General features: G+C 61.4%; 17 protein-coding genes and 2 pseudogenes. 12 read left to right on the plus strand and 7 right to left on the minus strand.

Translation table 11 applies throughout. From position 1 onward, the window contains the following. Nucleotide 1: 1 nt before the first annotated feature. Both lysA and lptM read right to left on the minus strand, forming a co-directional pair. A complete protein-coding gene (lysA, locus tag AC30D9_RS08465) occupies nt 2-1,249 on the minus strand; it encodes a diaminopimelate decarboxylase (protein ID WP_307572702.1) in 1,248 nt (415 codons plus the stop codon). Between the two features lie 9 nt (nt 1,250-1,258). Next, the gene (lptM, locus tag AC30D9_RS08470; protein WP_109752655.1) at nt 1,259-1,429 is read right to left on the minus strand and encodes an LPS translocon maturation chaperone LptM; all 171 of its coding nucleotides are present in this window, start codon (nt 1,427-1,429) and stop codon (nt 1,259-1,261) included. A gap of 184 nt (nt 1,430-1,613) precedes the next feature. On the opposite strand from lptM, the gene cyaY reads away from it, so the two are divergent. The 3 genes from cyaY (at nt 1,614) to rnk (ending at nt 2,889) form a co-directional block, all read left to right on the plus strand. Further along, on the plus strand, nt 1,614-1,946 hold the full coding sequence (cyaY, locus tag AC30D9_RS08475; RefSeq protein ID WP_134926363.1) for an iron donor protein CyaY: 333 nt from the start codon (nt 1,614-1,616) through the stop codon (nt 1,944-1,946). Between the two features lie 4 nt (nt 1,947-1,950). Further along, a complete protein-coding gene (locus AC30D9_RS08480) occupies nt 1,951-2,169 on the plus strand; it encodes a DUF1289 domain-containing protein (RefSeq protein ID WP_490143876.1) in 219 nt (72 codons plus the stop codon). Between the two features lie 309 nt (nt 2,170-2,478). Continuing rightward, nucleotides 2,479-2,889 carry a nucleoside diphosphate kinase regulator gene (gene rnk, locus AC30D9_RS08485; protein WP_109752647.1) on the plus strand — a complete coding sequence of 137 codons (411 nt, stop codon included), beginning with the start codon at nt 2,479-2,481 and terminating at the stop codon, nt 2,887-2,889. A gap of 11 nt (nt 2,890-2,900) precedes the next feature. Here the strand turns inward: rnk and AC30D9_RS08490 are convergent, their stop codons facing one another. The 3 genes from AC30D9_RS08490 to AC30D9_RS08500 form a co-directional block, all read right to left on the minus strand. Next, nucleotides 2,901-5,744 (minus strand): class I adenylate cyclase, encoded by a 2,844-nt coding sequence (locus tag AC30D9_RS08490; protein ID WP_134926359.1) that lies wholly within the window; start codon nt 5,742-5,744, stop codon nt 2,901-2,903. A gap of 173 nt (nt 5,745-5,917) precedes the next feature. Beyond that, nucleotides 5,918-6,163, minus strand: coding sequence for a TIGR02647 family protein (locus AC30D9_RS08495; protein ID WP_003206789.1), 246 nt, complete (start codon nt 6,161-6,163; stop codon nt 5,918-5,920). A gap of 265 nt (nt 6,164-6,428) precedes the next feature. Then, nucleotides 6,429-6,713 (minus strand): hypothetical protein, encoded by a 285-nt coding sequence (locus AC30D9_RS08500; RefSeq protein ID WP_490143877.1) that lies wholly within the window; start codon nt 6,711-6,713, stop codon nt 6,429-6,431. Nucleotides 6,714-6,837: 124 nt separating this feature from the next. On the opposite strand from AC30D9_RS08500, the gene AC30D9_RS08505 reads away from it, so the two are divergent. After that, nucleotides 6,838-7,497 (plus strand): glutathione S-transferase family protein, encoded by a 660-nt coding sequence (locus AC30D9_RS08505; protein ID WP_307572690.1) that lies wholly within the window; start codon nt 6,838-6,840, stop codon nt 7,495-7,497. A 121-nt stretch (nt 7,498-7,618) separates the two neighbouring features. Here AC30D9_RS08505 and argH read toward each other — a convergent pair whose 3' ends face one another. Then, nucleotides 7,619-9,013: an argininosuccinate lyase gene (gene argH, locus AC30D9_RS08510; protein WP_109752639.1), complete on the minus strand. Its 1,395-nt coding sequence runs from the start codon at nt 9,011-9,013 to the stop codon at nt 7,619-7,621. Nucleotides 9,014-9,336: 323 nt separating this feature from the next. On the opposite strand from argH, the pseudogene AC30D9_RS08515 reads away from it, so the two are divergent. From AC30D9_RS08515 to rsd, 8 genes and pseudogenes are all read left to right on the plus strand, one after another. Continuing rightward, a pseudogene (locus AC30D9_RS08515) lies at nt 9,337-9,477 on the plus strand (sensor histidine kinase); the annotation flags it as partial. Then, nucleotides 9,474-10,220, plus strand: a complete 747-nt coding sequence (locus tag AC30D9_RS08520) for a LytR/AlgR family response regulator transcription factor (protein ID WP_109752637.1) — start codon at nt 9,474-9,476, stop codon at nt 10,218-10,220. The pseudogene AC30D9_RS08515 and the gene AC30D9_RS08520, both read left to right, overlap by 4 nt. A 138-nt stretch (nt 10,221-10,358) precedes the next feature. Next, entirely contained in the window at nt 10,359-11,300 is a 942-nt protein-coding gene (hemC, locus tag AC30D9_RS08525) for a hydroxymethylbilane synthase (RefSeq protein WP_490143878.1), read from the plus strand. Continuing rightward, nucleotides 11,297-12,043, plus strand: a pseudogene (locus AC30D9_RS08530) (uroporphyrinogen-III synthase); the annotation flags it as partial. The gene hemC and the pseudogene AC30D9_RS08530, both read left to right, overlap by 4 nt. A gap of 36 nt (nt 12,044-12,079) precedes the next feature. Beyond that, entirely contained in the window at nt 12,080-13,213 is a 1,134-nt protein-coding gene (locus AC30D9_RS08535; protein WP_245150960.1) for a uroporphyrinogen-III C-methyltransferase, read from the plus strand. Beyond that, nucleotides 13,210-14,463 carry a heme biosynthesis protein HemY gene (locus AC30D9_RS08540; RefSeq protein ID WP_490143879.1) on the plus strand — a complete coding sequence of 418 codons (1,254 nt, stop codon included), beginning with the start codon at nt 13,210-13,212 and terminating at the stop codon, nt 14,461-14,463. The genes AC30D9_RS08535 and AC30D9_RS08540 overlap by 4 nt, the downstream gene beginning before the upstream one ends. Before the next feature lie 301 nt (nt 14,464-14,764). After that, entirely contained in the window at nt 14,765-15,307 is a 543-nt protein-coding gene (locus tag AC30D9_RS08545; protein WP_307572681.1) for a disulfide bond formation protein B, read from the plus strand. Between the two features lie 174 nt (nt 15,308-15,481). Then, entirely contained in the window at nt 15,482-15,940 is a 459-nt protein-coding gene (gene rsd / locus AC30D9_RS08550; RefSeq protein ID WP_134926344.1) for a sigma D regulator, read from the plus strand. A gap of 60 nt (nt 15,941-16,000) precedes the next feature. On the opposite strand, the gene AC30D9_RS08555 is transcribed toward rsd, so the two are convergent. Continuing rightward, entirely contained in the window at nt 16,001-16,666 is a 666-nt protein-coding gene (locus tag AC30D9_RS08555; protein ID WP_134926343.1) for an FKBP-type peptidyl-prolyl cis-trans isomerase, read from the minus strand. Nucleotides 16,667-16,823 lie beyond the last annotated feature (157 nt).

Consider the following 16,823-nt stretch of genomic DNA (forward strand, 5'->3'; position numbering starts at 1 on the left):
TTCACTCCGGCAGCAGGCTTTCGCCGGCAAACAACTCGGCTACCGTCTCGCGGCGACGCACTTCGAATGCCTGATCACCGTCCACCAGCACCTCGGCGCAGCGGCCGCGGGTGTTGTAGTTGGAACTCATGACAAACCCGTAGGCACCGGCCGAATGCACGGCCAGCAGATCGCCTTCTTCCAGCGCCAGCTCCCGGCCCTTGGCCAGGAAGTCGCCGGTCTCGCAGATCGGCCCGACGATGTCATAGCTGCGGGTCGCGGTGTTGCGAGGGCGCACGGCGGTGACGTCCATCCAGGCCTGGTACAACGCCGGCCGGATCAGGTCGTTCATCGCCGCATCGACGATGGCGAAATCCTTGTGCTCGGTGTGCTTGAGGTATTCGACCTGGGTCAGCAGCACGCCGGCATTGGCGACGATGTAGCGGCCCGGTTCGAACATCAGTGCCAGGTCACGGCCTTCCAGACGCTCGCGCACGGCCTTGATGTAGTCGGCCACCAGTGGCGGCTCTTCATCGCGATAGCGCACACCGACACCGCCACCGAGGTCGATGTGACGCAGGTAGATGCCGCAATCGCCGAGGCGGTCGACCAGCGCCAGCAGGCGGTCGAGGGCATCGATGAACGGCTCCAGGGTGGTCAGTTGCGAACCGATGTGGCAATCGACGCCCAGTACTTCCAGGTTCGGCAGTTGAGCGGCGCGCACGTACACGTCCTCGGCGTCGGCGATGGCGATGCCGAACTTGTTTTCCTTGAGACCGGTGGAAATGTACGGGTGGGTGCCAGCATCGACATCCGGGTTCACGCGCAGGGAGACCGGTGCGCGGACGCCCAGCTCGGCGGCGACGATTTGCAGGCGCTCGAGCTCATCGGTGGATTCGATGTTGAAGCAGTGCACGCCGACTTCCAGGGCGCGGCGCATGTCTTCGCGGGTCTTGCCGACGCCGGAGAACACGATCTTGTCGGCACTACCGCCAGCGGCCAGCACACGCTCGAGCTCGCCACCGGAGACGATGTCGAAACCGGCGCCCAGGCGCGCCAGGACATTGAGCACGCCCAGGTTGGAGTTGGCCTTGACGGCGAAACACACCAGGTGCGGCATGCCCTCGAGGGCATCGGCGAACGTCCGGTACTGGGCTTCGATGTGGGCACGGGAATAGACGTAGGTCGGCGTGCCGAAACGTTCGGCGATCGCGGACAGGGCGACCCCTTCCGCGAACAGTTCCCCGCCACGGTAGTTAAAAGCGTCCATGGCGTTCCCTTAGTAAGTGGTGTGGGTGTCGTGCGCGTGGGATTTGGCTTGCGACGACTTGGCCTGCTCTTCAGGAGACTTGCTGTCGTCAGGCAGGTACAGCGGACCTTTTTGACCACAGGCTGTCACGAGGCAGGCAACCGCGACGAGCGCAGCAAGGGAAGAGATCAGGCGCTTCATGGCGAAATCCTTGAAAATGCTTTAATTGCGCCGGAGTATACCGGCCACCCGGCAGCTTGCCTATGCAACGGGCCGCCCGTCCGGCGGCACTGTGGTCGCTGATCGGTATATCCTTTGCAATCGCCGGGCGGCGTCCGTATCTTGCGGCGCTTGAGCATGAGCAGACATTTTCGAGGTTGCCGCAATGAGTTTGACTGAAGCCCGTTTCCACGATCTGGTCGATGCGACCCAGCAAACGCTGGAGGATGTGTTCGATGACAGTGACCTGGACATTGACCTGGAAATCTCCGCCGGTGTACTCACCGTCAAGTTCGAAAACGGCAGCCAGTTGATTTTCAGTCGCCAGGAGCCGTTGCGGCAGTTGTGGCTGGCGGCGGTTTCCGGTGGCTTTCACTTCGACTACGACGAAGAAAGCGAACGTTGGATGTGCGACAAGAGCGAAGAGCAGTTGGGCGAAATGCTCGAGCGCATCGTCAAGCAGCAGGCTGGCGTGAAACTCGAGTTCGAAGGCCTGTGACTGCGTGAGCCAGACAGCCCAGGCGCGCCCAGCCAAGCCGCTCTACAGCAATGTCAGCCCCGCGGTACCTTCGCCGTGTACCGGCGTGTGCAAGCTGGATGAACAGAAGGTCTGCCTCGGTTGTTCGCGCCACGTGGAACATATCCGCGAATGGCGCTCGGCCGACGACGAGCGGCGGCGGGTGATCTGTGCCGAGGCGCTCAAGCGCAAGTATTTGGTGTAATCACTGTGGCGAGGGACGGGAAGTGTCGCATCGCCCCGCTGTGTGGGAGCAAGGCTTGCCCGCGATGGAGGCGGCGCGGTCTTTCAGAAATCGAGGCGCCTGTTTCGCGAGCAAGCTTTGCTCCCACACTCCCCTCGCCACAGTAACTCTGCCCCCTCATGACAATGGGCAAATCCTGCCCGACTTGTTTATTTATTGAGCTGTGATAGTGTCCGGCTACGCCTCAACCCATCGAGGCCCGTGAAAACCCCGTCTTTTTGTGGCGGGGTTTTGCTTTTTTTGTGCAGAAGAAAGGAGTCTGCCTGGATCATGACCGCACCTTCCATCACCCTTACCCGCCTGGACGTACAGCGTCTGGAACGCCTGATCGACAGTCTTGATGAAACGCTGCCGGGCGTGATTGCGTTGCAAGCTGAGCTGGATCGCGCCGAGAACGTGGTGGGCCACGAAGAAGTGCCTGCCGATGTCGTGACCATGAACTCGCGTGTGCACTGCCGCGAAGAAAGCAACGGCAAGGATTATCACCTGACCTTGGTTTATCCACAGGACGCCAATGCCGACGAAGGCCGGATCTCGATCCTGGCGCCGGTGGGCAGTGCATTGCTGGGCCTGAAGGTCGGCCAGCACATCGACTGGCCGGCTCCGGGTGGCAAGACGCTGAAGCTGACGTTGCTGGAGGTCGAGTACCAGCCTGAAGCCGGCGGTGATTTCCACCTCTGAGTGCCGGTGCTTCAGACCAAGGCCAGCGCCTCGTTCAGCGCGTGTTCCAGGTCGGCCTTGTAGCGCAGGTACAGATTGCTTGAACAGGATCCGTCGCCCACCAGGCCCGAGAGGTCCAGGTCGGTGATGTAGCAGCGATAGCGCTGGGCTTCGCGGCGCTGTTCAACGATCTCCCTGGCGACCACGCGGAACAGTTGGTCGCCATGCTCCAGTTCGGAAAACTCCTGCTGATCGCAGTACAGGGTGACATGCACCTGTCCATGCGCCGCTTTGCCGATGATCGCCTGCACGTCATAGAACGGCTTGTTGACCGGTGTCTGTGGCGCTTGCCGCGCTTCGATCCGTCGCGCCCGACCGCTGCCTGAGGGCAGTAACTGGTAATACAGGGTTTCCAGGGTCAGCGGTTGGGCGGCATCCAGCGGCAGCAGGGCGTCGCGACGGTACAGCACTGATTGCAAGAAGCGCTGCAACGGCACCAGCAAGCTTTGTTCGTCGTGATAAGGCACGTGTTGTTGCCACAGCGCGTTGAATTCATCGAGCACGTACAGATCGGCTTCGTCCTCGCTGACGCGGTAGAACACCTGGATGCACTCGGGCTGCCCCATGGGCAGGATCAGCGCCAGGTCATGGTCTTCCAGGGCCATCGGGTCCAGCTGCAAGGGGCTGTAGGCCGTCAGTTCCTCGCCCAGGTAATCCATCAGCGCCGACAAGCTGCCCAGTGCCACGTGATTGACCTGGCCGGGCACCAGCTCCAACACGTGATAGTGCTGCTGGACCTGAAGCAGGTAGCGGTAATTGAGCCTGCTCAACAGCAGGGTCTGCGCCGTTTCGATGACTTCTTCGACACGCCGCGCAATGAATTGGGCGCGGTTGTGGCAGAAGCAGCGCACCTGCAAGCGTGGTTGGCGCTGGGTAGCGGGCAAGTCGTTGAGGTAATCGCGCAGGCAGTCGAGCAGGGCGTGTTCGCCGTCGAAACGGTTGACCAGCACCTCATTCCAACTGTTGAGCGTGACTTGGTCGAGGGTCAGCACCAGGTTCTCCCGGACCCCGGCATAGCTCAGGGAGTCGGTGCGCTCGGTGGTCATCAGGATATTCAGGTCGCGGTGGTGCTTGAGCGGGTCGACGCCGACGTTCACCAGGATCAGCACTTCGCTGGGCACGCTGGCGCGCAGCAGTTGCGCTTCATCCACCGTGGTCAGGGGCAGGGCGATGGTCTGTTGCAGGCTGCCCAGCAGGTTGAATAGTTCGAACTCGCTCAGGTCGCTGTCGCCGGGGTGCAGCGCCAGGCGTGTGCTGCTGTCGATCACGCCGTTGCGATGGCACCAGGTCAGCAGTTCCAGCAACTCGCGGCAGCGCTTGATCGGCGCGAAGTTCTCCCACTCCAGGGCGTTGAGGCTGCCGTTGTACAAACCCCACTGGTTCTGCCCCGGTTCTTTCTTGTTCGGCGACTGCACCAGTGTCAGGGTGTCTTCGGCCAAGTCCGGTGCAATGCCGGGGTTGATGAACTCGACCTTGTCGGCCTTGCGCTCGAAGGCCGCATACAACCGCCGGCCAAGCACATTGAGATCGCGCTTGTTGATCAGGCTGACGGTTTTCTCGGTGCGGGCGAACTGGGTCAGGAAGCGGTAGCTGTGGGTGAGTTCGTTGACCAGTGCCCGTCGCTCGTGGCTGACCTGACGGACTTTCCATTGGCTGCGACTGTCCAGCAACGCCAGTTGTCGTTGGTCCCAGCCCCATTCCCGGGCCAGTCGTTCGAGCAGTACCCGCTGCCAGCCGCTGCTACGCGCCTGGCCGGTTAGCTTGCGATTGACCTTCAGGTACAGCGCGCGGCGGATCAACTCCAGGCGCTCGGGTTCGCCACGGGCATTGAGATATTCCTCGATGCGGCGGTAAACCAGCATGTACGGGTCCAGTTCTTCCAGGTCCAGGCGGTTGGCAAACACGGCTTGCTTGAAGCGCAGGCTCAGGCAGCGCACGTTCGGGTGTTCGCTGGCATAGACCTCGGTCAGCAGCAGCTTGAGCACGGACTTGTAGGGCGACTCGATACCTTTGAAGAGTTGCCAGAGCCCGGCACCGACGAATTCTCCCGGCGGAATGTAGGCCAGGTGCCCCAAGTCCAATGTTTCATCCGCGCGAATGAATCGCTTGGACATCAGCGTATGGGTGTACTGCTCGTAATTCTCTTCTTCGTAGACCGGCACCAGCCACCAGATCGGCGTACGCCCGGCCAGCCAGATCGCGGTGCGGTAGAACTCGTCCAGCAGCAGGTAATGCTGGGTGGTGCCGCAATCGTCAGAACTGAGCTGGTTGTCCCGCTCGCCCCGCACGAAACGCGCCGGGTCGATCAGGAAAAAGTGGGCTTCGGCGCCCTGGGTCGCGGCCCAGATCTCCAGCAACTGACATTTCTTGCGTAGCTCGGCCAGTTCATCGTCGCTCAGGTCCGGCCCGTGGCACACCCACACGTCCATGTCGCTCTGGTCGGCCTGGGCCAGGGTGCCGAGGCTGCCCATCAGGAACAGGCCAAGGATCGGTCGCGGTGGATTGCTGCCGTGCCGGGGCTTGTAGGAAAACGAGCGGGTCAGTCGCTGGGCTTCGGCAAGGACATTGGCGTCAGGCTCGTAGTTCGACAGCCCGGCAGGCGTACTGCCGGAAACGTAGCCGGGTAGCAGCGGGTGGTTGACGTGAAAAAACAGCGGCAGCAACGTCAACACGCCTTGCTGGCGCGGCGACAGGCCTTCGAGGGCGCGCTCCATCCGCACGGTGTTGAGCTTGAGGAAACGTGCGCGCAACTGGCTCAAGACCTTGCGGTCGATTCCCTCGTCCAGATCGGGGCGTATTTCGTGATTGCGGGTCATGTCTGCTCAAACCGGCTCGCGGCGTCGAACGTGGGGTGATGGCAGGTTAGCGCCCGGTCTTGGGAATACTTAAGCTGAAAACAGGATTCGGGTGCCAGTTTTTTTACAGGAGGCACCCGAGCGCCTGCGGAAATCCCGGTAAAGGAGATTTCCGTGGGCGGCAGGGGGATCGATCAGGCGGCTTCTTGTACGCTGAGTATCGTCAGGACGGTTTGTACATTTTGGGCGGCATCTCGCCCCAGGCTTGTCAGGTAGCCACCATCGGGCTGGGTGATCAGTTCTTTCTCGAACAGGCGTTGGGCAGCGGCGATCGCTTTAGGGGCAGCGGTCTGATGAATTTTCAGGCCTTCCTGGGAACTGTCCAGGTTGAAGAGTGCAAGGATTTCCAGTTCGGCAACCAACTCAGGGGTAAGCGACATAAGGACTCCAGACTTTCTAGGAATTTGGTCGACAGCGTTACTAAGGTGAGCGCACTCGGCCGAGCTGTCCAGTCTCAGAGGCATGCTTTTTCTGTTTTGGGTGAGGGGGGCAGTGTTCTGTCAGGCAAATACACCCGTGGCGAGGGGATTTATCCCCGCTGGACTGCGCAGCAGGCCCAAAATCGTAATGAGGCCAATTTTTTAGGGCCGCTTCGCGCCCCAGCGGGGATAAATCCCCTCGCCACAGGGTGTGTTTGCCTGTCGTTCAGTTCTTTTCCGGCGGCAACTCGGGAAGGGCGCGCAATGCGGCTTCGTACCATTCGGTATCGAATGGGCGATCTTCTTCCAGCATCGCATCGATCTCCACCGCCAGCACATGAGCCATCAGGTTGAGGATGTCTTCGCGCTCATAACCCACCAGGGTCAACTTATTGAAAGTGGCCTTGGCCGCTGGCGGGTTTTCACTTTCGATCTGGTTTTCGATGGCCTCGGTCAGCTTGTCCTCGACGAACTCTTCTTCGTCGCTGTCGATGTCGGTTGGCTCGCTCATGGCAGGCTCCTGTGGGGAAGGTCGCCAGTTTACCTGCATTCAGCGCCGTGATGTGCCTGGCGAGAAATACCTGGGCGGTCTATAACGCAAGGCTGCCAACCCCGCACGGCCTGGAGGCTTTGTAATGCTCAAGCTTTATGGTTTCTCTGTCAGTAACTATTACAACATGGTCAAGCTGGCACTGTTGGAGAAGGGCTTGCCCTTCGAAGAAGTGCAGTTCTACGGTAGCCAGACCCCTGAAGCCCTGGCTATCAGCCCTCGCGGCAAGGTGCCGGTGCTGAAGACCGAGCAGGGTTTTATCAACGAGACCAGCGTCATCCTCGAATACATCGAGCAAACCCAACCGGGTAAGGCCCTGCTGCCGGCCGACCCGTTCGAGCGCGCCCAGGTGTTGGCCTTGTGCCGGGAAATCGAGCTGTACATCGAGCTGCCGGGGCGAGCCTGCTATGCCGAGGCGTTTTTCGGCATGTCGGTCGCCGATGCCATCAAGGAAAAGTCCAAGGCCGAATTGCTGCTGGGGTTCGCCTCGCTCGGCCGCCATGGCAAATTCGCGCCCTACGTGGCGGGTGACAGCCTGAGCCTTGCCGATCTGTATTTCTTCTACAGTCTTTCGCTGGCCCTGCAAGTGGGCAGGAAGGTCTTCGATATCGATTTGCTGGCGGACATGCCGGCGGCCAAGGCGCTGATGGAGCGTTTGGAGCGGAACCCGAACGTGCAGCGGATCGCTGCGGACAGAGAGGCGGCGATGCCGGATTTTTTGGCGAAGATCGCTGCCAAGAAGTGAGTTTTGTGCTGTTTTGAAGTGAGTTATCGCGAGCAGGCTCGCTCCCACATTTGATCTCCATGTTCACAAAATTTGTGTTCACTGAGGATCTACTGTGGGAGCGGGCTTGCTCGCGAAGCTTTTAGCGGCTGGCGAGCAGCGCCTGGCCACGCACTACCGCTGCCTTGACCTGCGCCGGCGCGGTGCCACCGATGTGGTCACGGGCATTGACCGAACCTTCCAGGGTCAGCACGGCGAACACGTCCTGCTCGATCTGGTCACTGAACTTGCGCAACTCGTCCAGGCTCATTTCCGCAAGGTCCTTGCCACTGTCCACGCCGTACTTCACGGCATGGCCGACGATTTCGTGGCAGTCGCGGAACGGCAGGCCACGGCGCACCAGGTAATCGGCCAGGTCCGTGGCGGTGGAGAAGCCGCGCAGCGCCGCTTCGCGCATCACCGCGTGCTTGGGCTTGATGGCCGGGATCATGTCGGCGAAGGCGCGCAGCGAGTCGCGCAAGGTGTCGGCGGCGTCGAACAGCGGTTCCTTGTCTTCCTGGTTGTCCTTGTTGTAGGCCAGCGGCTGGCCTTTCATCAGGGTCAGCAGGCCCATCAGCGCACCGAACACCCGGCCACTCTTGCCGCGCACCAGCTCCGGCACGTCGGGGTTTTTCTTTTGCGGCATGATCGAGCTGCCGGTGCAGAAACGGTCCGGCAGGTCAATGAACTGGAATTGCGCACTGGTCCACAGCACCAGCTCTTCGGAGAAGCGCGACAGGTGCATCATCGCGATGCTCGCGGCGGCACAGAATTCGATGGCGAAGTCGCGGTCCGAGACGTTATCCAGCGAGTTGCCGCCGACGGCGTCGAAGCCCAGCAACTGCGCGGTGTATTCACGATCGATCGGGTACGTGGTGCCGGCCAGCGCGGCGCTGCCCAGGGGCATGCGGTTGGTGCGCTTGCGGCAGTCCACCAGGCGCTCGTAGTCGCGGCTGAGCATTTCGAACCAGGCCAGCATGTGATGCCCAAACGTTACAGGTTGGGCGGTTTGCAGGTGCGTGAAGCCCGGCATGATACTTTCGGCCTCGCGCTCGGCCTGCTCCAGCAAGCCTTTTTGCAGGCGGGTGATTTCGGCCAGGATCAGGTCGATCTCATCGCGCAGCCACAGGCGGATGTCGGTGGCGACCTGGTCGTTGCGGCTGCGGCCGGTGTGCAGTTTCTTGCCCGTCACGCCGATGCGGTCGGTCAGGCGCGCTTCGATGTTCATGTGCACGTCTTCAAGGTCGACGCGCCAGTCGAACTGGCCGGCCTCGATTTCCGCCTGGATGGTTTTCAGGCCGTCGATGATGCTGTCGCGCTCGGCATCGGTCAGCACGCCGACCTTGGCCAGCATGGTGGCGTGGGCGATCGAACCCATGATGTCGTGGCGATACAGGCGCTGGTCAAAGTTGACGGAGGCGGTGAAGCGGGCGACGAAGGCGTCGACGGGTTCACTGAAGCGGCCGCCCCAGGACTGATTGGTCTTGTCAGTGCTCATGAATTCGCTCGTGATCGGCTGTGGAGAAATTAGCGGTTAAAGGCTGCGGCGGATGATAGCAGGGTTGCCGGGACTGGCGCTGGCACTGGTCGGCAGGTTTTTCGATAGAACCCCGGGATCCAACAGGGGTTTGGCACAACGATATTTTTCGATTGAGCAATATCGTCGTGGCAACCGTCTACAGTGGACTGTAGGACTTTTGCTTTTTCCATCCATGGCGCAGCGGGCGATAGATAAGAAGGGGGCTCATATTGGTCAGATCGACAGTTAACAATCCCTACGGCGACACCGTGCGACAACGGGCCTCGGGCATCGGTCGTCCAGCGCTGGTAAAGATAGGCAACCGCCTCGCGGCACTTTTTGGCCCTCGAACGAGTCTTAGCGTGGATCGCGGTGACGGATGTCACTTCCCCTGTCTACGCTATCCTTGTGCGAGACTCACGCAGGAATCCAGCGCAATATGAATGTCCTGATCGTTGATGACGAACCACTGGCCCGTGAGCGCCTGAGCCGAATGGTTGGCGAGCTCGAGGGTTACAGTGTCCTGGAGCCGAGCGCCACCAATGGCGAAGAGGCATTGGCCCTTATTGACAGCCACAAGCCGGATATCGTGCTGCTCGACATTCGCATGCCTGGCCTGGACGGCCTTCAGGTCGCGGCGAAGTTGTGCGAACGAGAGTCGCCGCCCGCCGTGGTGTTCTGTACCACCCGGGACGATTTTCCGCCCGAGGTGTTGCAGGCCGGTGCCGTGGGGTACCTGGTCAAGCCGGTGGCGTCCGAGGCGTTGCTCGAAGCCTTGCGCAAGGCCGAGCGGCCCAACCGCGTGCAACTGGCGGCACTGACCCGTCCGGCCGCCGAAAGCGGCAGCGGCCCGCGCAGCCATATCAGTGCGCGCACCCGCAAAGGCATCGAGCTGATCCCGTTGAACCAGGTCGTCTATTTCATTGCCGACCATAAATACGTGACCTTGCGCCATGAGAGTGGCGAGGTGTTGCTGGATGAGCCACTCAAGGCCCTCGAAGACGAGTTCGGCGAGCGTTTCGTACGCATCCACCGCAACGCCCTCGTGGCCCGCGAGCGTATCGAGCGTTTGCAACGCACCCCCCTTGGGCACTTCCAACTGTTCCTCAAGGGCCTCAATGGTGATGCGCTGATTGTCAGCCGGCGGCACGTGGCCGGCGTGCGCAAGATGATGCAGCAGCTTTAGCGCGGCGGTCCAAAGGCGTTCAACACGTTTCATTTCCAGGATTTGGCGGCCAGGGAGGCCTTGGGGTCGTGATTCAAATCAAAGCGGTTTTGGCTGAGCTGTTATTATCTGCCGTATCTTTTAAGTACGGATTGATTCATGTCCCCTCGCGAGATCCGCATCGCCACCCGTAAAAGCGCCTTGGCCCTGTGGCAGGCCGAATACGTCAAAGCCCGCCTGGAAACGGCCCATCCCGGCCTGATCGTGACCCTGGTGCCCATGGTCAGTCGCGGTGACAAGCTGCTGGATTCGCCGCTGTCGAAGATCGGTGGCAAGGGCCTGTTCGTCAAAGAGCTGGAAACCGCGTTGCTGGATAACGAAGCCGACATCGCCGTGCATTCAATGAAAGACGTGCCCATGGACTTCCCTGAAGGCCTGGGCCTGTTTTGCATCTGCGAGCGGGAAGACCCACGCGATGCGTTTGTCTCCAACACGTTTTCCAGCCTTGAAGCACTGCCTGCCGGCAGCGTGGTCGGCACTTCCAGCCTGCGTCGCCAGGCACAGTTGCTGACTCGCCGTCCGGACCTGCAAATCCGTTTCCTGCGCGGTAACGTCAACACGCGCCTGGCCAAGCTCGATGCCGGTGAGTACGACGCGATCATCCTCGCCGCCGCCGGCCTGATCCGCCTGGGCTTTGAAGAACGCATCACCTCGGCCATCAGCGTCGACGACAGTCTGCCGGCCGGAGGACAAGGAGCGGTGGGTATCGAGTGCCGCAGCGCCGACAGCGACATCCTCGCCCTGCTGGCGCCGTTGCACCATGAGGACACCGCCACGCGAGTGTTCGCCGAACGCGCCCTCAACAAACATCTCAATGGCGGTTGCCAGGTGCCGATCGCCTGTTACGCCGTGCTCGAAGGCGAACAAGTCTGGTTGCGCGGCCTGGTGGGAGATCCCAACGGTGGCCGGCTGCTCAGCGCCGAAGCCCGGGCGCCGCGCCACGATGCCGAGGCGTTGGGTGTGCGGGTGGCGCAAGACCTGCTGGGCCAGGGCGCCGGCGACATTCTCAAGGCGGTCTACGGCGAGGCAGGCCACACGTGACGGGCTGGCGGCTGCTGCTCACCCGGCCGGCGGATGAGTCGTCGGCGCTGGCGGCTGTCCTGGCCGAAGCGGGGGTCTACAGCAGCAGCCTGCCGTTGCTGGATATCGAGCCGGTCCCGCTGTCCGATGCCGGGCGGGCAATACTTCAGGCGCTGGACCAATACTGTGCCGTGATCGTGGTCAGCAAACCTGCCGCGCGCCTGTGCGTCGAGCTGCTGCGCCAGTATTGGCCCCAGCCTCCAGACCAACCCTGGTTCAGTGTGGGGGCGGCCACCGGACAGATCCTCATCGATGCCGGCCTCACGGTTTTTTATCCCGATAACGGCGACGACAGCGAAGCCTTGCTGGAGCACCTGGTCTTGCGCCAGGCTATTGCGCGGCCTGAGCCCAAGGTTTTGATCGTGCGGGGCGAAGGCGGACGTGGCTTGCTGGCAGAGCGTTTGCGCGAGCAAGGTGCTAGTGTCGATTATCTGGAATTGTACCGCCGCCACTTGCCCAATTACGGCAAAGGGGCGTTGTCGGCGAAGGTCGAAGCGGAACGCTTGAACGCACTGGTGGTCAGCAGTGGGCAGGGCTTCGAGCATTTGCAGCGGCTGGCCGGCGATGCGTGGCCGGCCCTGGCGCGGTTACCGTTGTTTGTTCCAAGCCCAAGGGTTGCCGAGATGGCGCGTGCCGCCGGGGCCCGAACAGTTGTGGATTGCCGTGGCGCCAATGCCGCGGCTTTGCTGGCGGCGCTGCGGGAACACTCCGTGCCGTTTTCTAATGCAAAGGATGGATACGTGAGCGAAACAGCCTTGCCAAAAGAAGATCTAGACCAGCCAGCGATCGATGCGCCGGTTGAAACCCCGCCCCCGATGGCGCCGCGGCGCGGCAACGGGCTGGCCATTGTTGCCTTGCTGCTTGGGGCCGCCGGCGTGGCCGTGGGTGGTTGGAGCGTATGGCAGGTACGTCACCTGCAGGCCAATAACCAGCAGCAATCCTCCGAGGTCCAGGCGCTGAACGATCAGGCCCAGACCCTCAAGCTCAACGAGCAACGCCTGAGCGAGCGTCTGGCGCAATTGCCCCCGGCCGAAGAGCTGGAGGAGCGGCGGCGCCTGGTGGCCCAGTTGCAAGGTGACCAGCAGCGCTTGAACCAGCGCCTGGAAACCGTGCTCGGTGCCAGCCGCAAGGATTGGCGCCTGGCCGAGGCCGAGCACCTGTTGCGCCTGGCCAGCCTGCGTCTTTCTGCCCTGCAAGACATCAACAGTGCCCAGGCGCTGGTCCAGGGTGCTGACGAAATCCTGCGCGAGCAGAACGACCCCGGTTCATTCGCCGCTCGCGAGCAACTGGCCAAGACCCTTGCGGCGTTGCGCAGTACCGAACAGCCGGATCGCACTGGGTTGTTCCTGCAATTGGGTGCCTTGCGTGACCAGGTGCTGCAACTGACCGAGCTGGCCCCTGAGTACAAGGACCGCGGTGAGTCCCTGCTGGGCCTGACCGCCGATGGCGACGGTGCCAGTCGTTGGGCGCAATGGTGGGACCAGATCTCGCGCTATATCCGTATCGACTTCAATGCGGATGAGAATGTTCGTCCGCTGCTGGCCGGGCAAAGCCTTGTGCAAGTGCGACTGGCCTTGAGCCTGGCGCTGGAGCAGGCGCAATGGGCCGCCCTCAATGGTCAGGCGCCGGTATACACCCAGGCGCTGACCGAGGCACGGGACGTGTTGAAGAACAACTTCAACCAGGACAACCCGCAAAGCAAAATCATGCTTGAGCGCGTAGGTGAGCTGTCCAAGCAACCGGTGACGGTGGTCACTCCGGACCTGACGAGTACGCTGAGCAGCGTCCAGGCTTACCTTGAGCGCCGCAACCTCAATGCCCAGGAGTCGGTCAAGCCGTTGCCCGCGCCTGGCGCGCAGGAGGCCACGCCATGAAGCGTCTCTACGTGATTCTGTTCGTGGTCATCGCTGCCGCTGCTTTGCTGGGCGTGGCGATTGCCGAGCATTCGGGTTACGTGCTGGTGGCGTATAAGAACTTCCGTTATGAAGCAGGCCTGTGGGTCACCCTGGCCCTGGTGGCGGTGCTCTGGCTGGTGTGGCGAGGCCTGCGGGCGCTGATCGGGTTGGTGACCACGTCCAGCGGCGTGGTCAACCCCTGGTCACGACGCAACCGCAGCCGTCGGGTGCAAGTGGCGATCGAGCACGGCCAGTTGGACCTGGCCGAAGGGCGCTGGGCCAGTGCCCAGCGACACTTGCACCGCGCCGCCGAAGCCGAGCGCCAGCCGCTGCTGTATTACCTCGGTGCCGCCCGTGCGGCCAACGAACAAGGTCTTTATGAACAGAGCGACAGTTTGCTGGAGCGCGCCCTGGAGCGTCAGCCCCAGGCGGAACTGGCCATTGCCCTGACGCACGCGCAACTGCAGACCGATCGCGGTGACACGGACGGCGCATTGAGCACACTGCAGGCCATGCATGAGCGCCATCCTCATAACGTCCAGGCCCTGCGCCAACTGCAACGCCTGCATCAGCAGCGTGGCGACTGGTCGGCGGTGATCCGGCTGTTGCCGGAGTTGCGCAAGGACAAGGTCCTGCCGCCGGCCGAATTGGCTGAACTGGAGCGTCGCGCCTGGGGCGAAAATCTCACCCTGGCAGCCCACCGCGAGGAGGACGGCAGAGTCGGTTTGCAGTCGCTCAATCGCGCCTGGCAACAACTGAGTTCCGCCCAGCGCCAGGAGCCGGCGCTGGTGCTGGCCTATGCCGAGCAACTGCGCCAGTTGGGCGCGCAGGTCGAAGCCGAGGAGGTGCTGCGAGGTGCGCTCAAGCGTCACTATGACAGCCATCTGGCGCGCCTGTACGGGTTGGTTCGTGGCAGTGATCCGAGCCGTCAGTTGCAAGCGGCCGAAGGCTGGCTCAAGGATCATCCGGCCGATCCAAGCCTGCTGCTGACCCTGGGGCGCCTATGCCTGCAGAACAGTTTGTGGGGCAAGGCGCGGGATTATCTGGAAAGCAGCTTGCGCGTCCAACGCAATCCCGAAGCCTGTGCCGAACTGGCGCGGTTGCTGGCGCAGCTGGGGGACGCCGAGCGCAGTAATCAGTTGTTCCAGGAGGGGCTGGGGCTGTTGGATGAGCGTCTGTTGGCCGCGCCGTTGCCGGCTCCGGTCCCGGCTAAGGTCATGTCCACTTAAGATGAGGCATTGCGGTGCCTCCATGGCTGGAAGCAAAGCCTGCTCGCGAAACCGGCGTCTCGGTTTCTGAAAGACCGTGTTGTCTTCATCGCGGGCAAGCCTTGCTCCACAGGTGATATCTGTTTGTTTCCGGGGCTTTGGTCATGCCTTCAGCAAAGTCCTACAGCTGGGTGCGCTGAATCCTCTTCGACCTGTCGGGAATTCCCTACACCCCTGGTGAAGTGTCTGCGCGGGCCTGCCTTGAAAGGCCCGAGGGCTTTCCTCTACCGTAACTACTTGTCTCTTCTGTTACGGAACCGCCATGTCTTTGGCCAGCTCACGCTTTTTGTTTCTCATGGCTTCCATCGCCGCGGCCCTGGCTTTGGGCATCGCCACTTATCTGGAATATTCGGTCGGCCTGACGCCTTGCAGCCTGTGTGTCTTGCAGCGGTTGTGCCTGATGCTGTTCCTGGCGAACAACCTCGTGGCATGCGTGCACGGTCCAGGGCAGCGAGGCAGTCTCCTGTATGGGATGGCAGGGTTGGTTTTTGTGGCGGGGGGAATGACCTTGGCATGGCGCCAGGTTCTGATACAGAGCCGTTCGTTCGAACCGTTGCCCGACTGTATTGCCCAGCTCAAGCAAGCGGATTCCTGGTGGTGCGCGTTGCACCGCGTCCTCGATGGCGCCGTCGATTGCGCCAATATCACCTGGACGTTGTTCGACCTGAGCATCCCCGAATGGAGCCTGTTGTTTTTCCTCGCGGTATCCAGCGCGATGACCTATCTGCTGCTGCGCCTTGTCTGGAGTGCTCTGGTACGACCGCTTCGCGGCGATACGTCGCAGTTGGTCCGGGCCCTGGATTAAACACTTGTATGAACTTTATCTCCTGCGTACCTTGAAGCCATTGTCGTGCGGGCATAATCTGGCCCGCACGTGTTATTGGAATTGTGCCGCTCGATCATGTTGTGTCTGGCTTGTCCCTGGTCATCAGGCGTGCACAGGCTGCGAGGGGCATGACTCACAAGGGAAGAAATCACCATGCTCGAAAGTTGTCAGAATGCGCAGGAACGCTGGGGTGGGGTGCATCTGCTGATCGATCGCTGGTTGCAGGAGCGCCACGAACTGGTCCGGGCCTATGATGCCCTCGGCGATAAGCCTGAAGCGCTGAGCGAAAGCCGCAAACCCTTGCAGGAGTTCTGCGGCGTACTGGTCGATTATGTGTCTGCTGGCCATTTCGAGATCTACGAACAACTGACGGGCGAGGCCAAGGCCTTCAACGACAAGCGTGGCCTGGAGCTCGCCGAGCAGATCTACCCACGCATCGATGTCATTACCGAAAAGCTGCTGGCGTTCAACGACCTGTGCGATGAAGGCAAGTGCGTAGCGGAAAAATTCAAGGAGCTGGGCGGTTTGCTGCATGAACGTTTCGAGCTGGAAGACTGCCTGATCGAAGTGCTGCACAACGCTCACAAGGAAGAGGCCTCGGTCCAGGCCTGAGGGTTTTGCAGTCATGAAAAAACGGTGCGCATTGCGCACCGTTTTTTTGTTGGGCCAGGTTCAGGTCGTCGCGCCCAGTAACTCGATTTCAAACACCAATGGCGTGAACGGCGGGATCACATCTCCTGCCCCTTCGGCGCCATAGGCCAGGGTTGAGGGGATCACCAATCGCCATTTCGCACCTACCGGCATTTGCGGCAATGCACTGCGCCAGCCGTCAATCACGCTGTCGAGGTTGAACCATTGCGCCTGGCGGTTGGAGTCGAATACGGTGCCGTCCGGCAATCGACCGGTATACAGCACCTGGACCTTGCCGTGAGGGCCGGCCTTCGCGCCGTGGCCTGGCTTGATTTCGGTCAGCAGGATGCCGTCGGCGAGTTGCTGGACGCCGGGTCGATTCTTTTCTTCGTTGAGAAATTTCTGCTCCGTTCTCAGCGCCGCTTCGATCTGCGGCGTGGTCGACTGCCCATTCAATTGCGCCTGGTGCTCGGCCAGGATCTGCTCGATGCGTTCATCTTCCAGGGCCAGCGGCTTGCCCAGGTAGGCCTGTTGCAAGCCTTCGACCAAAGCTTTGATCTGCAGGTCCGGCACGTCCTGGCGCAGACGTTCACCGAGGCTGGCGCCCAGGCTGTAAGCCAAATCGTGAGCATCGTTTGCGCTGGTTTTTTCAACGGCCTGGACCGTGGAGCAAACCATCCACAGGAATAAAAACAGGTGACGCGACATGTGTGCTCTCCGGCCTCGAATCGAGGAATTATGCCAGTGCCGATCTCTATAAAGGTGGATTGCCTGGACGCTGACGCAGAAGATTTTTCGTCTCTTGCAACGCAACGTCTTATGTAGTGTCAACATGCCCTAGCGGCGGTTGTAGCAGAGGTCTAGT

This window comes from Pseudomonas sp. DF11 (assembly GCF_058148565.1).

Bases quoted from the DNA above. Each gene is read 5' to 3' on its own strand.
- lysA (WP_307572702.1), bottom strand. From the start codon at position 1,249: ATGGACGCTTTTAACTACCGTGGCGGGGAACTGTTCGCGGAAGGGGTC.
- lptM (WP_109752655.1), bottom strand. From the start codon at position 1,429: ATGAAGCGCCTGATCTCTTCCCTTGCTGCGCTCGTCGCGGTTGCCTGC.
- cyaY (WP_134926363.1), top strand. From the start codon at position 1,614: ATGAGTTTGACTGAAGCCCGTTTCCACGATCTGGTCGATGCGACCCAG.
- rnk (WP_109752647.1), top strand. From the start codon at position 2,479: ATGACCGCACCTTCCATCACCCTTACCCGCCTGGACGTACAGCGTCTG.
- AC30D9_RS08490 (WP_134926359.1), bottom strand. From the start codon at position 5,744: ATGACCCGCAATCACGAAATACGCCCCGATCTGGACGAGGGAATCGAC.
- AC30D9_RS08495 (WP_003206789.1), bottom strand. From the start codon at position 6,163: ATGTCGCTTACCCCTGAGTTGGTTGCCGAACTGGAAATCCTTGCACTC.
- AC30D9_RS08500 (WP_490143877.1), bottom strand. From the start codon at position 6,713: ATGAGCGAGCCAACCGACATCGACAGCGACGAAGAAGAGTTCGTCGAG.
- AC30D9_RS08505 (WP_307572690.1), top strand. From the start codon at position 6,838: ATGCTCAAGCTTTATGGTTTCTCTGTCAGTAACTATTACAACATGGTC.
- argH (WP_109752639.1), bottom strand. From the start codon at position 9,013: ATGAGCACTGACAAGACCAATCAGTCCTGGGGCGGCCGCTTCAGTGAA.
- AC30D9_RS08520 (WP_109752637.1), top strand. From the start codon at position 9,474: ATGAATGTCCTGATCGTTGATGACGAACCACTGGCCCGTGAGCGCCTG.
- hemC (WP_490143878.1), top strand. From the start codon at position 10,359: ATGTCCCCTCGCGAGATCCGCATCGCCACCCGTAAAAGCGCCTTGGCC.
- AC30D9_RS08540 (WP_490143879.1), top strand. From the start codon at position 13,210: ATGAAGCGTCTCTACGTGATTCTGTTCGTGGTCATCGCTGCCGCTGCT.
- AC30D9_RS08545 (WP_307572681.1), top strand. From the start codon at position 14,765: ATGTCTTTGGCCAGCTCACGCTTTTTGTTTCTCATGGCTTCCATCGCC.
- rsd (WP_134926344.1), top strand. From the start codon at position 15,482: ATGCTCGAAAGTTGTCAGAATGCGCAGGAACGCTGGGGTGGGGTGCAT.
- AC30D9_RS08555 (WP_134926343.1), bottom strand. From the start codon at position 16,666: ATGTCGCGTCACCTGTTTTTATTCCTGTGGATGGTTTGCTCCACGGTC.